Genomic DNA, 14,198 nt, shown 5'->3' with positions numbered 1-14,198 from the left:
GGGTGAAGAACTCTCCGGCGCTGGCCTTCGTCAAGGGCCACGGCACGCAGAACGATTTCGTGATCCTCCCCGACCGGCAGGCCCAGATCGAACTGACCGAGGAGCTGACCGCGGCGCTGTGCGACCGGCAGCGGGGGCTCGGCGCCGACGGCGTGCTCCGAGTGGCGACCGCGGGCTCGCTGGTCGCCGAGGGCGTCCTCGAGCGATTGCCGGACGGCGTCTCGGGTGTCGACTGGTTCATGGATTATCGCAACGCGGACGGCTCCATCGCGGAGATGTGCGGCAACGGGGTGCGGGTGTTCGCGCACTTCTGCCGCGCCGAGGGCCTCGTCGACAGCGACGAGTTCACCGTCGGGTCGCGCGCGGGCGCACGGCCAGTCCGGATCCACTCCGCCGACGAGACCGATGCGGAGGTGAGCGTCTCGATGGGGCCGGTGGTCCTGGAGGGAGCGGGCCGAGTCGGGATCGCGGGCCGGACCCTGACCGGTGAGGCGGTGGACGTCGGGAATCCGCATCTGGCCTGCGTCGTCGACGGATTGACGGTGGCCGACCTGGCCGGACTGGACCTGACCACCGGTGCCGAACTCGATGCGGCGCAGTTCCCGCACGGGGCGAACGTCGAGATCCTCACGCCGCTCACGGCGGCGTCCGACGGCGGATCGGCCGATTTCCACGCCCACATGCGGGTCTTCGAGCGCGGGGTCGGGGAGACGCGGTCGTGTGGGACCGGCCTGGTCGCGGCCGCCGCGGCGGCCCTGTCCGGCGCCGGACGAGAGTCGGGTGCCGTCGCGATCACCGTCCCCGGCGGCGACGTGCTGGTGACGGTCGCCGACGGCTCGGCGGTCCTGCGCGGCCCGTCTCGGCTGGTCGCCCGCGGCGAGTTGCTGGCGGGCTGGGCCGACTGAGGTCGTGCCGGAGCGCCGTCCGCCGGTAATGCGGATGCGTTCGACCGGGCGACGGGGGCACAATGGACCTACATATGACTGAATTGACCAATGACTCAGCACTGACCGAAGACGCAGCACTGACCGAAGAAGCAGCGACTGCCGACCGACCGACGGCGTCGCGGTTCTCCGTTCGCGACCTGTCGTCCGGCCCGACCACCGGCGAACTCCAGCTCGACGACCGTGCGTCACTGCAGCGCGTCGTCGGACTGTCGACCGAGCTCGAGGACATCACCGAGGTCGAGTACCGCCAGTTGCGGCTGGAGCAGGTGGTGCTCGTCGGCGTGTGGACGTCCGGCAGCGTGGCGGCCGCCCACGCGAGTATGGCCGAGCTCGCGGCGCTCGCCGAGACCGCCGGTTCGCAGGTGCTCGAGGCCCTCATCCAGCGGCGAAGCAAACCGGACTCGGCGACCTACCTGGGGTCCGGCAAGGCGGAGGAACTGCGCGAGGTGGTGCTGGCCACCGGTGCCGACACGGTGATCTGCGACGGTGAGCTGACGCCCGCCCAGCTGACGGCCCTGGAGAAGGTCGTCAAGGTCAAGGTGATCGACCGGACTGCGCTGATCCTCGACATCTTCGCGCAGCATGCGACGTCGCGCGAGGGCAAGGCCCAGGTGGCGCTGGCCCAGATGGAGTACATGCTGCCGCGGCTGCGCGGCTGGGGCGAGTCGATGTCGCGCCAGGCGGGCGGTCGTGCGGGGAGCAACGGCGGCGTCGGCCTGCGAGGTCCCGGCGAGACGAAGATCGAGACCGATCGACGCCGGATTCGTGAGCGAATGGCCAAGCTGCGCAAGGAGATCCGCGGCATGAAGACGGCGCGGTCGGTCAAGCGCGCGGCGCGGCGGCGCGGCGGCGTGCCCGCGCTCACGGTGGTCGGCTACACGAACGCGGGCAAGTCGAGCCTGGTGAACGCGATGACCGGTTCCGGGGTGCTCGTCCAGGACGCGCTGTTCGCGACGCTCGACCCGACGACCCGCCGGGCCCAGCTGGCCGACGGCCACGAGGTGGTCTTCACCGATACGGTCGGATTCGTCCGCCATCTGCCGACGCAGCTCGTCGAGGCGTTCCGATCCACGCTGGAGGAGGCGGTGGACGCGGACCTCCTGGTGCACGTGGTCGACGGTGCCGATCCGTTCCCGGCGAATCAGATCTCGGCGGTCCGCCAGGTCCTGGGCGACGTGCTCGCCGAGGAGAAGCGCCCGGCACCGCCGGAGATGTTGGTGATCAACAAGATCGACGCCGTCGACGGGCTCACCATGACCGCCCTCCGTGGCGAGTACCCCGATGCGCAGTTCGTCTCGGCCCGCACCGGGGAGGGGTTGGACGGTCTCTTCGCGGCGATCACCGAGTTCCTCCAGCGCGACGACGTGGACGCGGTACTGCAGGTGCCGTTCTCGCGGGGCGAGGTGATCTCACGGCTGCATCAGCAGGCGCATGTGATCGACACCGAGCACAACGAAACAGGCACCCGCATGCGAGTGCGGATGCCTGCTGCGCTGGCCGCCGAGTTCAGTGATCTGGTCGCGTCGGACTGAACTCCCCGACCGCGGGGTTCACTCGGCGTCGAGGTCCTGGGCCACGAGCGCCGCGATCTGATCGACGGCGGACTGATCGTCGCTCTCCACGGTGACCGCGGTGCCCTTCTCAGCGCCGAGGGTCATGATCATCAGCGCGCTGCCCGCGTCGACCGGGTCCCCGCCGTCGACGGACAACGTGACTGCGACGCCGAGGGCGGTCGCCGCCTCGGAGATGACGGACGCCGGACGGGCGTGCAGGCCGACGGCGGATCCGACGGTGACGGTGGTGCTTGGCATGGTGTGCCTCTCTCGTTTCATACGGGGGTTCGGTGCTGCTGGTGGAGCTCAGACCGTGGCGGGTTCGGGGGCCTTCTCCGCGTTCGGCTGGTACTGCTTGGCGGCCAGGACCGCGACGGCGGAGACGATCACACCCGCCACGATAGCGATCAGGAACTTCCACCACGTGCCGTTCATCGCGAACAGAACGAACACACCGCCGTGAGGTGCCCGGCACTGGACGCTCATCGCCATGGACAGAGCGCCGGTGACGGCGCCGCCGAGCATCATGGAGGGGATCACGCGCAGCGGATCGGCGGCGGCGAAGGGGATCGCTCCCTCCGAGATGAATGACGCGCCGAGCAGCCATGCGGCCTTGCCGTTCTCTCGTTCCGGCTCGGTGAACGCCGACGGGCGGAGAGTGGTGGCGAGAGCGAGCGCGAGCGGTGGCACCATGCCCGCGGCCATCACCGCGGCCATGATCTCCCACTGCGCGACGCCCGCGCCGGCCAGTCCGAGTCCGGCGACGCCGAACGCGTATGCGGCCTTGTTGACGGGACCACCGAGGTCGAAGCACATCATCAGGCCGATGACGATGCCGAGCGCCACTTTGGAGCTGCCGGACATCGAGTTGAGCCAATCCTCGAGCGAGGTGTTCACCCAGGCGAGCGGTCGTGCCAGGAGCGCGAACATCACGAACCCGGTGATCAGGGTGCCGACCAGCGGGATGATCACCACGGGCTGGAGTCCTCGGGCCCATTGCGGAAGCGGGATGCGGGACAGCCACAACGCAACCACGCCCGCGAGTAGACCACCGACCAGACCGCCGATGAAGCCGGCGTCGACCGCGACGGCGATCAGTCCCGCGGTGAAGCCGGGTGCGAGTCCTGGCCGGTCGGCGATCGCGTACGCGATGTAGCCGGCGAGGACGGCGACCATCAGGCCGATCGCGAGATTGCCGATCGCGAAACTGACGCCGCCGAGGTAGGCCATCAGACCGTCGGGCGGCAGATCCCACAGGCTGTAGTGCAGCGCGTAGTACATGCCGTCCGACATGCCCTTCTGGACGGTCGAATTGGCGATCTCGTAACCGGCCAGCAGGAAGCCGAGGGCCATCAGCAGGCCGCCGGCGGCCACGAACGGGATCATGTAGCTCACGCCCGTGAGCAGTGCCTGTTTGAGCTGTCCGCCGATGCCGACGCGCGACGCGGTCGGCGCGTCCGAGGCGGCGGCGCCGTCGCCGGAGACGGTGGCGGCGTCCGGGTCGGCGGCGGTTCGCACCGCCTCGGCGATCATGGCGTCCGGCTCATTGATCGCGCGCTTGACGCCGGAGGCGACCACCGGCTTGCCGACGAAGCGGTCTCGGCCCTTCACTCCGACGTCCGTGGCGAAGACCACGACGTCGGCCGCCGCGATCGTCTCGGGGGCGAAGGGGGTGGAGCCGGTGGACCCCTGAGTCTCGACCTCGAAGTCCACGCCCGCGCGTTCGGCGGCGAGTTTCAGCGCATCGGCCGCCATGTAGGTGTGGGCGATCCCGGTCGGACAGGCGGTGACCGCGAGGATCCGGGTGGTCGGCGCAGCCGCCGGAGCGGCGTCCTGACCGGCCGCGGCCGTGGCCGTGGCGGCAGGCCTGGGTCCACCGTCGACCGCGGTCTGGACGAGCTCGACGACGGCGTCGGCGTCGGGCGCGTCGCGCAGGGACGAGACGAACTCCGGCCGGACGAGGGCCCGGGCCAGCGAACTGAGGACCTTCATGTGCTCGCCCGCCGCACCGGCCGGTGCGGCGATGAGGAAGACGATGTCGGCCGGACCGTCCGGGCCGCCGAAATCGGCCCGCCGGCTCAGCCGGGCCATCGCGAGGGTCGGCGCGGTCACCGATTCCACGCGGGCATGCGGGATCGCGATCCCGCCGGGCAGTCCGGTCGCCGACTTCTCTTCACGCTCTCGTGCGGCGGCGGCGAGCTGGTCGGGATCGGTGCAGCGTCCCGATCTCGCGACGAGTGCGGCGAGTGCGGCGATCACGCTCGCCGAATCGGGACCGGCATCGGTGTCGAGCAGGACCAGCTCCGGGGTGATGATGGGTTCGGACATGATGGCTCCATCGGTTTCGAGATCAGTCGGTGGTCGGGATCGGCGGGTTCGGGACGGATCGGTCAGGAGAGGCGGGTGACGGCGATCCCCGTCTCGTCGACGAGGTCGGGTGTCGGCGGCGTGGTTCCGGGCAGCGCGGCGGCGGCGGATCCGTGGGCCACCGCGCTGCGAAGCAGGCCTTCTTCGTCGGCGCCGCGCAGGCTCGCGATGAGCAGGCCGGCCAGCGAGGCGTCGCCGGCGCCGACGGTGCTTCGCACGGCGACGCGCGGGGCGGAGGCGAACCAGACACCCGCCGGCGTGGTGAGCAGCGCGCCCGCCCCGCCGAGGGTGGTGAGCACCGACCCTCCGGTTCGATCGGACAGTGCACGCGATGCGCGGACGGCGCCTCCGGGATCGCCGTCGGCGGCCTCTCGTTCCATCGCCGTCGGATCGGCTCCGGTGAGTTCGGCCAACTCCTCGGCATTCGGCTTGAGGAGGTCCGGGGCCGCGTCGACCACGGCGGCCAGGGGAGCGCCCGAGGTGTCGACGGCGACCCGGCACCGGAGCTCGGACGTCGCGGTCAGCAGTTCGGCGTACCAGCCGTCGGGCAGCCCGGGGGGAAGCGAGCCGCACAGCGCGAGCCAGTCGGCGGATTCCGCCCGCGCCACGATCGCCGCGAGCAACTCGGCGGCGGTGGTGGTCGAGACGACGGTGCCGGTGTCGTTGATCTTGGTGGTCGTGCCGTCGGGTTCGGCGATCGTGATGTTGGTGCGGACGGAGCCGTCCACCGGGACCGCCTGGTGCGGCAGTGCGACTCCGCGGAGCCGATCGATGAACGGATCGTCTGCGCGCGAGGGGAGCACGGCCAGCGTGGGGAGCCCGGCGGCCCGGATCACCCGCGAGACGTTGATCCCCTTGCCGCCCGGCTGATCCACGACGCGGACGGCGCGGTGCACCTCACCGCGTTCGAGCCGGCCCGGAAGTTCGACGGTTCGATCGGTGCTGGGGTTGGCGGTGACGGTGACGATCATGCGATCACCACCTCGATCTCGCGAGCGCGCAGTTCGTCGGCGAACCCGCGATCGATCCCGCCGTCGGTGATGAGGACGTCGAAGTCGTCGAGACCGCCGAAGCTCATGAGTTCCTCCCGATTGATCTTCGATGAGTCGGCCAGCACGATGGTGGTCGCACAGGCGGCGAGCATCGCCCGTTTGGTCGCGGCCTCGTCGGGGTCCGGGGTGGACAGGCCGTGGGCCACCGACAGGCCGTTCGTGCCGAGGAAGCCGACCGATGCGCGCACACGGCCCAGCATGTCCACGGCTTCGGACCCGACCGCGGCACCGGTCTTCGGACGGAGTCGGCCGCCGGTGAGCAGCACCCCGGCCCCGGGGAGGTCGGCGACCACCCCGGCGATCTGGACGCTGTTGGTCACGTAGCTCAGCCGGGTGTCCGCGTGGATCGCGAGGGCGAGCTGCAGCGTGGTGGTCCCGGCGTCGATCAGAACGGAACCGCCGTCGGCGGGCAGGAATGCGACGGCGGCGGCGCCGATGGCGATCTTCTCGGCCCGGTGAGTCTCTTCGCGCACCACGAGGTCCGGTTCATCGACCACGGCGGCGACGTCGTGTCGCACGGCGCCGCCGTGAACGCGGACCAGGTGTCCGCTGCGCTGGAGGATCGCGAGGTCGCGCCGGACCGTCTCGCCGGTGACGGAGAATCGAGCGGCGAGATCGGCCACGGACACGCGTCCGCGGGACCGGACTTCGGTTGCGATCGCCGACTGGCGTTCTTCGGCGTACATCAGGCCTCCCGGTCGTGTGCCGCGCCACAGAATGTGGATATCTGTGGAATTAAGTTGATCTGTTTCTTTGTTTACATGGTTCCTTGTTGACGAGTCAAGGACTTCTTGTAATCTGTCTCACATGACCGAGGTGACATCCCGCGTGCAGGCCGACAACCCCTACGGAGCCGAAATGATCGTCTCCGGCACACCGGTCGTCGGAGGACTGGCGTACGGCCCGATCATCCGACCCGGCGCCCGCCCGGAGTTCGACGGAATCGACGACGCCACGGTGGTGGAGGATCTCCGCGAGGCCGAGATGCAGCGCTTCGCGGCCGCCGCCGGTGCGGTCGCGGATCGCTTGGCCGAGCGCGCCTCGCACAGCACCGGCGTGGCTGCCGAAGTCCTCACCGCGACGGCGGGTCTCGCTCGGGACCGCGGGTGGGCGTCGGCGGCGGAGAAGTCGATCAAACAGGGAGTGCCCGCACCCCTCGCGGCCATCGCCGCCACCGAGCAATTCGTCGAGATGTTCACCAAGCTCGGCGGACTGATGGCGGAGCGGGTGACCGATCTGAAGGACGTCCGCGACCGAGTGGTCGCCGAGATGCTCGGCCTGCCCGAGCCCGGCATCCCCAATCCCGAGGTGCCGTCGATCCTGCTGGCCGACGACCTCGCGCCGGCGGACACCGCCGGACTCGATCCGGAGCGGGTCATCGGGCTCGGCATGCGGCTGGGCGGCCCCAGCAGCCATACTGCGATCATCGCGCGCCAGCTCGCGATTCCCTGCGTGGTCGCGGCATCCGACCTCGACGAGATTCCGGCGGGTGGCCTCGGATACGTCGACGGCGACGCCGGCACGGTCGGCCTCTCGCCCGACGGTGCGGTCATCGCGGAGGCGGTGACCCGGGCTCGGGAGACCGCGGCGAGGATCTCCGCGTGGCGGGGACCGGGTCGGACGTCGGACGGGCATCCGGTCGCGATCCTGGCCAATGTGGCCGACGGAGTGTCCGCGCGGTCGGGTGCGCAGGCGCCGGTGGAGGGCGTCGGTCTCTTCCGCACCGAGTTGGCCTTCCTGGACCGGGCGTCGGAGCCTGCCCTCGACGAGCAGGTGGCGCTGTACCGCGAGGTCATCGATGCGTTTCCCGGCCAGAAGGTGGTGATTCGCACGCTCGACGCGGGGTCGGACAAACCATTGAAGTTCGTCAACCACGCCGAGGAGCCGAACCCGGCGATGGGTGTGCGTGGCAACCGGATCGTGCAGACGTATCCCGCGATCCGGAACAATCAGCTCGACGCCCTGGCCGAGGCCGCCCGGGGTGATGGTCGTGCCGTCCCGTGGGTGATGGCGCCGATGATCGCGACTGTGGACGAGGCGCGCGAGTTCGCGGCGCAGGTCCGTGACCGCGGGCTGATTCCGGGCGTGATGGTCGAGGTGCCGTCGGCTGCCATCCTCGCCGAGGCGATTCTGGGCGAGGTCGACTTCGTCTCGATCGGAACGAACGATCTGACGCAGTACACGATGGCCGCGGACCGGATGTCACCGGATCTCGCCGCGCTGACCGACCCGTGGCAGCCCGCCGTCCTCGCCTTGATTCAGCGAGTCGGCGACGCGGGGGTGAAGCTCGGCAAGCCGGTCGGCGTCTGCGGCGAGGCCGCAGCCGATCCGTTGCTCGCCTGCGTGCTGATCGGCCTCGGTGTGACCTCGTTGTCGGCGGCGCCCGCGGCTGCGGCCGCCGTCGGCCTGCGTGTCGGTGGTGTCAGCGTGGAGCAGTGCCGAGCCGCCGCGGTCGCCGCGGTCGCCACGGTCGATCCGGCGTCGGCGCGCGCTGCCGCGAGGTCGGTGCTGGACGTCTGAGTCGATCCGCCGTCAGATGCGGCGCATCACCGTGACGACCTTGCCGAGCACGGCGGCGTCGTCGCCCGGGATGGGTTCGAAATGCTCGTTGTGCGGCATGAGCCACACGTGGCCGTCGACGCGCTTGAACGTCTTGACCGTCGCTTCGCCGTCGATCATCGCGGCGACGATGTCGCCGTTCTCCGCGACGTTCTGCTGACGGACGACGACCCAGTCGCCGTCGCAGATCGCCGCGTCGATCATCGACTCGCCGACCACGCGCAGCATGAACAGCGAACCGTCGCCCACGAGCTCGCGCGGCATCGGGAAGACCTCTTCGACAGCCTGTTCGGCGAGAATCGGACCGCCGGCCGCGATCCGGCCCAGCACGGGAACAAAGGTCGGGGTGGGAAGTGCGTCGCCGTCGACCTCGGCGGCGCCGGCCGGTGGAGTCCGCTGATCGTCGCGCACGTTCACCGCACGCGGACGATGAGGATCGCGCTTGAGCAGTCCGCGGCGTTCGAGGGTGCGGAGCTGATGCGCGACCGACGACGTGGAGGTCAGGCCGACGGCCTCGCCGATCTCCCGGATGCTCGGCGGGTAGCCGCGCTCGCGGACCGACTTCCGAATGACCTCGAGCACCTCCCGCTGACGCTGAGTGAGCGACGCCTCCAGGGTGGCGGTCGAGAGCAGCGGATCGGGCGTGTCGGTCACGGTCGGGCCTTTCGTCAGCTGTGTTCGATCGATGTCCAAAGGTTAGTTGAGTAGGTCACAAAACTCAAACAATTGTTCGACGCGTGTCGGCGGTTGTCGGGCCCCTGGTGTTAACTATCGAACAAGAGTGCTTCGAACATATGAGCGATTGGAGACGAGTGATGAGCACCAGGACTGCGACAGCCCCGGCCCGACGGTCGGCTCGTGTGACTGCGGGTCGTCGTTCGACGGAGATCTCGCCGACGGAGGCGGCCATGACCTGCGATATTCCGGTGGTGGCCCTGCGGGATTCCGCCACGCCGGCAAGCGCCGCGGGGCAGGAGGTCTGCTTTCCGACAGGTCGGTCGGAGCGTCGCCAGGGCGGTGAACGACGCCGCCCCGTCGAGGTGCGGCGGAGCGTTCGTGTCGATCGTTCGAACTACGTCGATACCGTTCGCGTGTTCGAAGCGGAGAACGAGCGCACTGCATCCGAGGCGTTCACTGCTGCGCAAGTGTTCGATACGGCGAAGGCGCAGCGGCGGAGTCTTGTCGCACCGGAGTCCGTGGCGGTCTACCGCCGGCGCCGCTGGGTCGGCGCGCTCGTCGGCGGCGGGGTACTGGCGGGCATGGTGTGGTTGCTGGCAATCGTGGGAGCCGGCTACCAGGATGCGGCCACCCCGGCGACGCCCGGCGCGACGCAGGTGGTCTATGTCAGATCCGGTGAGTCACTGAGCGCACTGGCAGAGCGGATCGCGCCGAGCCTGCCCACCGACGGCGTCATCGCGCAGCTGCGTGAACTGAACGGACTCGAGACGTCGGGTCTGCATGTCGGACAGGCGATCATCGCGCCCCAGTACGGCTGAGGCCGGCGTATGGCGTGCGGGTATTCTCTTGGCATGCGCTGCCCGTTCTGCAAGAACGACGACACTCGTGTGGTCGATTCCCGAGTCGCCGATGACGGCCAGGTGATCCGTCGCCGCAGGTCGTGCAATGAATGCGGCCGTCGTTTCAGCACAGTCGAGTCGGCGGTGCTCTCCGTCGTCAAGCGCAACGGAATCTCGGAGCCTTTCAGCCGTGAGAAGGTCATGAAGGGTGTGCGGCGTGCATGCCAGGGCCGCCAGGTCGATGAGGACGCTCTCGCGAAACTCGCTGTGCAAGTGGAGGACACGGTCCGGTCGTCGGGATCTGCGGAGATTCCGAGCAATGAAGTGGGGCTCGCGATTCTCGGACCGCTGCGAGATCTCGACGAGGTGGCCTACCTCCGATTCGCGTCCGTGTACCGCTCGTTCGAGTCGGCGGACGATTTCCAGCGTGAGATCGACGATCTCCGGCGCGACCGGCACTAGAATTTCGCGATCGCCTTCACGATGCGCTGCTCGGAGACCGCTCCGCTGGTGCCGAGCTGCTGTGCGAACAGGCTGACCCGAAGCTCTTCGAGGCGCCACTGCACCATCTCGTTCAGGTCGTCCTGCCGCCCGGCGGGAACCTGGGCGGACCGTTGATTCCAGGCGACGATCACCCGGTCGATCGCGGCCATCGCGTTGTTGTCGCGGGAACCCGCGGACGGGAGCGCCTCCAGACGCAGTCGTGCTGCGGTCAGATAGCGGGGGAGCGACCGTAGATGTTCGAGCGGAGTCGCACCGACGAAACCGTCGAAGATCAAGTTCGCGAGCTGATCGGCGACGTCGTCGGCGGCGAGCGTTCCGGTGCGCGCGTCGATGGCCCGCCGCACTGGGCTGTACTCGGCGAGGGCGGCGACCGCGGCGTCGAAGTACTCCGGTGCCCGGGAGCGGACCACCGGTGCTACTCGCGCGGACAGCGCGTCGAAGTCGGCCGGCGTCCGGAGGTCTCCGACTGCCGTCTCGCCAGCCAGCACGTCATCGACGGCGCGGCCCGTGCAGTCCGACAGCAGGGCGTCGACGTCCGGGTACGGACTCTGGCTGAGCGACAGCTTGGCGGCCGGCGGAAGACTCGAGGCGACCTTACGGCTCAGAGGCGCGATGTTCTGCCGCAGCAGTTCGGCGGCGGCGGCACGGATCCCCGCGTCGCGTTCGGCGGCGCCGGCAGCCGTGGTGACCCGGACGCCTTGCCCGGGCACGACCGTCAGGGTCGGATACCGCGTGATGGTCTGGCCGGCGACCGTGGCGGTCTCCGAGTCGGCGAGCGTGCCGAGTCCCTCGGCATTCCAGACGCGGTGCGTCGGCGCGGCCTCTGTGCGGCCGGAGTCGCCCGAGAGCTCGTCACGGAGCGCCGCGAGGCGGTCTCCGCGGGCGATGATGGCGCCCTTGTCGTCGGTCACCGCGAAGTGCATCCGCAGGTGGGGCGGAAGCGAGCTCAGGTTGAAGTCGCGAGGAGCGAGGCTGACGCCGGAGATCGCCGACAACTCGCGTGCCAGTCCGGTCGTGATGGGCTCACTGCGGGCGGAGAGCCTGCCGAGGGCGAGGTCCGCGTACCGGGAAGCGGGCGACATCGATTTGCGCAGGCCCTTCGGCAGAGACTTGATCAGGGCGGTGGCGAGTTCGGCTCGCATTCCCGGCACGAGCCAGTCGAAGCCGCTGTCGCGGACGTGAACCACCAGCGGCCGCGGGATCACGACGGTGACGCCGTCGTCCGGCGCGCCGGGCTCGAAATTATAACGGAGCTCGAGTCGGGCCTCGCCCTGTTGCCAGGCGGCCGGGTAGTCGGCGGCGACCGGCGCATCGTCGGACTGCAGGTCCTCGGGTCGGAGGTTCAGCAGGGTCGGGTCGGTGCGCCCGGCCTTCTTCCACCATGAGTCGAAGTGCCTGGTAGACACCACATTCGACGGGACTCGCGCCGAGTAGAACTGGTGGAGGTCCTCGTCGGAGATTCGCAGATCCCGTCGTCGTGCGCGGTGTTCTGTCTCCTCAGCCTCGCGAAGCAGGTCGGCGTTGTGCGCGGCGAAGGCGTGCCTGTTGCGCCACCGGCCGGCCACCAGCGCCTCCCGAATGAAGATCTCGTGGGACGTCTTGGGGTCGATCGGGCCGTAGTTCACGCGGCGCTGGGCGACGAGCGGTACGCCGTAGAGGCTGACTTTCTCGTACGCCATCACCGCACCGCGTTTGGTGGACCAATGCGGTTCTGAGTAGGTGCGGGTGACGAGATCGCCGGCGATCTCCTCCACCCACGCGGGGTCGACCGACGCGACGGTGTGCGCGAAGAGCCGCGAGGTCTCGACGAGTTCGGCGGAGACGACGAACGCGGGAGGCTTGTTCGAGAGGAACGAACCGGGGAAGATCGCGAACTTGGTGCCGCGCGTCCCCAGGTAGTCGCGGGTATCGCCCTGCCGTGCACCGACATTCGTGAGCAGTCCGGACAGCACGCTGCGATGGACCGCCGCCGGATCGACTTCGGTCGCCGGTGTCTGCCACTTGAGATCGCCGACGGTTCGCTTGAGCTGGCGGTGCAGGTCGAGCCATTCGCGGATCCGCAGGTAGTGCAGGAACTCTCGCTCACACATCTTGCGGAACTGATTGCCCGAGAGCTCTGCGCGCTTCTCGGCGAGGTACTGCCAGAGCTTGACCTGCCCGAGGAACTCCGATCCGGGCACCGCGTGCCTACGGTGCGCCGTGTTCGCGGCTTCCCGTTTCTCGCTGGGGAACTCACGAACGTCGGGCAGCGCGAGCGCCGCGGTGATCACGAGCATGTGGTCGAGGCAACCGTTGTCGTGACCGGCCACCAGCATGCGTCCGAGGCGGGGGTCGACCGGCAGCCGGGCGAGTTCCTTGCCGACCTTCGTCAATCGAGCCGTCGCCGAGTCGGTCTCGGTGACCGCACCGAGTTCGGACAGCAGCGCCATACCGTCTCGAACGGCGCGGGGATCCGGAGCCTGGACGAACGGGAAGTCGTTGATGTCGCCCAATCGCAACGACAGCATTGAGAGGATCACCGCGGCGAGGTTGCTGCGCAGGATCTCCGGGTCGGTGTATTCGGGGCGACCGTCGAAGTCGTCCTCGGAGTACAGCCGGATGCAGATGCCCGGAGCGACACGACCGCAGCGGCCCGCGCGCTGGCGGGCACTCGCCTGCGAGACCCGTTCGACGGGAAGTCGGGTCACCTTGGTACGCGTCGAGTACCGCGAGATTCGAGCGGTGCCCGCGTCGATGACGTAGCGGATGCCCGGGACGGTCAGCGAGGTCTCTGCGACGTTGGTCGCCAACACGATCCGCCTGCCGTTCGAGGGTGCGAAGACCCGCTGCTGCTCGGCGACGGAGAGCCGTGCGAAGAGCGGGACGATGTCCGCGTCGGTCCGTCTGCGGAGGGCGTCGGCCGTGTCGCGGATGTCGCGCTCGGTCGGTAGGAACACGAGGATGTCGCCGCGGTCGTGCGACCAGAGTTCGCCGACGGCGGCGTCGATCGCGGCGATCTGATCGAGGTCGTCGTGGTCGGTGTCGGGGTTCTCGCGGGGGCGGTAGCGGATCTCGACCGGGTATGTCCGGCCGGAGACCTCGAGGATCGGCACACTCTGCTCGGCACCGGCGAAATGACGTGCGAATCGGTCCGGTTCGATGGTCGCCGAGGTGATGATCAGCTTGAGATCAGGACGGCGGGAGAGGAGCTGCTTGAGGTAGCCGAGGAGGAAGTCGATGTTGAGGCTGCGTTCGTGCGCCTCGTCGATGATGATCGTGTCGTATCCGCGCAACTGCGGGTCACGGCCGATCTCTCGCAGCAGGATGCCGTCGGTCATCACCTTGATCTTGGTGTTCTTCCCGGCCTTGTCGGAGAAGCGGACCTGATAGCCGACCGCGTCGCCGATCTCGGTGCCGAGCTCGTCGGCGATCCGGTTGGCGACGGACGTCGCGGCGATGCGCCGGGGCTGCGTGTGTCCGATCGACGTCCGTCCCAGCTCGAGGCAGATCTTCGGCAGCTGGGTGGTCTTGCCCGACCCGGTCTCGCCCGCGATGACGACCACCTGGTGCGTGGCGATCGCCTCGGCGATCTCGTCGCGGCAGGCGCTGACGGGCAGCTCCGGCGGGTACGAGATGTTGAGTGATGGTGCCGGGGACGACGGGGCCGGGGACTCGGCCGGTGACGAGATCGGGGAAGACATGGTGACTTCGATTCTACGG

The 14,198-nt window shown here is 69.3% G+C and carries 11 protein-coding genes; 5 read left to right on the top strand and 6 right to left on the bottom strand.

Annotated features, from left to right (window positions below):
- The first annotated feature begins 2 nt into the window (after positions 1-2).
- A complete protein-coding gene (dapF, locus tag SCNU_RS15970; protein WP_009680434.1) occupies positions 3-905 on the top strand; it encodes a diaminopimelate epimerase in 903 nt (300 codons plus the stop codon).
- A gap of 74 nt (positions 906-979) precedes the next feature.
- Entirely contained in the window at positions 980-2,479 is a 1,500-nt protein-coding gene (gene hflX / locus SCNU_RS15965) for a GTPase HflX (RefSeq protein ID WP_009680433.1), read from the top strand.
- An 18-nt stretch (positions 2,480-2,497) separates the two neighbouring features.
- Here hflX and SCNU_RS15960 read toward each other — a convergent pair whose 3' ends face one another.
- From SCNU_RS15960 to SCNU_RS15945, 4 genes are all read right to left on the bottom strand, one after another.
- Entirely contained in the window at positions 2,498-2,758 is a 261-nt protein-coding gene (locus SCNU_RS15960; protein WP_009680432.1) for an HPr family phosphocarrier protein, read from the bottom strand.
- Positions 2,759-2,806: 48 nt separating this feature from the next.
- Positions 2,807-4,828 carry a PTS fructose transporter subunit IIABC gene (locus SCNU_RS15955; protein ID WP_009680431.1) on the bottom strand — a complete coding sequence of 674 codons (2,022 nt, stop codon included), beginning with the start codon at positions 4,826-4,828 and terminating at the stop codon, positions 2,807-2,809.
- 62 nt (positions 4,829-4,890) lie between these two features.
- Positions 4,891-5,838, bottom strand: a complete 948-nt coding sequence (locus SCNU_RS15950; RefSeq protein ID WP_009680430.1) for a 1-phosphofructokinase family hexose kinase — start codon at positions 5,836-5,838, stop codon at positions 4,891-4,893.
- The gene (locus SCNU_RS15945; protein ID WP_009680429.1) at positions 5,835-6,605 is read right to left on the bottom strand and encodes a DeoR/GlpR family DNA-binding transcription regulator; all 771 of its coding nucleotides are present in this window, start codon (positions 6,603-6,605) and stop codon (positions 5,835-5,837) included. The genes SCNU_RS15950 and SCNU_RS15945 overlap by 4 nt, the downstream gene beginning before the upstream one ends.
- Before the next feature lie 121 nt (positions 6,606-6,726).
- On the opposite strand from SCNU_RS15945, the gene SCNU_RS15940 reads away from it, so the two are divergent.
- Positions 6,727-8,439 (top strand): phosphoenolpyruvate--protein phosphotransferase, encoded by a 1,713-nt coding sequence (locus SCNU_RS15940; RefSeq protein WP_009680428.1) that lies wholly within the window; start codon positions 6,727-6,729, stop codon positions 8,437-8,439.
- A gap of 12 nt (positions 8,440-8,451) precedes the next feature.
- Here SCNU_RS15940 and lexA read toward each other — a convergent pair whose 3' ends face one another.
- Complete coding sequence (gene lexA / locus SCNU_RS15935; protein WP_175284114.1) at positions 8,452-9,132, bottom strand: transcriptional repressor LexA; 681 nt, start codon at positions 9,130-9,132, stop codon at positions 8,452-8,454.
- Between the two features lie 161 nt (positions 9,133-9,293).
- On the opposite strand from lexA, the gene SCNU_RS20900 reads away from it, so the two are divergent.
- Positions 9,294-9,974: a LysM peptidoglycan-binding domain-containing protein gene (locus SCNU_RS20900; protein ID WP_238526464.1), complete on the top strand. Its 681-nt coding sequence runs from the start codon at positions 9,294-9,296 to the stop codon at positions 9,972-9,974.
- 33 nt (positions 9,975-10,007) lie between these two features.
- Positions 10,008-10,457 (top strand): transcriptional regulator NrdR, encoded by a 450-nt coding sequence (nrdR, locus tag SCNU_RS15925; RefSeq protein ID WP_040518625.1) that lies wholly within the window; start codon positions 10,008-10,010, stop codon positions 10,455-10,457.
- Here nrdR and hrpA read toward each other — a convergent pair.
- Positions 10,454-14,179 carry an ATP-dependent RNA helicase HrpA gene (gene hrpA, locus SCNU_RS15920; protein WP_009680424.1) on the bottom strand — a complete coding sequence of 1,242 codons (3,726 nt, stop codon included), beginning with the start codon at positions 14,177-14,179 and terminating at the stop codon, positions 10,454-10,456. The genes nrdR and hrpA overlap by 4 nt on opposite strands.
- Between the last annotated feature and the right edge of the window lie 19 nt (positions 14,180-14,198).

The sequence above is a fragment of the Gordonia neofelifaecis NRRL B-59395 genome, from assembly GCF_000192435.1.
Taxonomy (GTDB): Bacteria; Actinomycetota; Actinomycetes; order Mycobacteriales; family Mycobacteriaceae; genus Gordonia; species Gordonia neofelifaecis.
The sequence above is the reverse complement of the archived record's forward strand: the minus strand, read 5'-3'. Positions and strand labels throughout refer to the sequence as shown.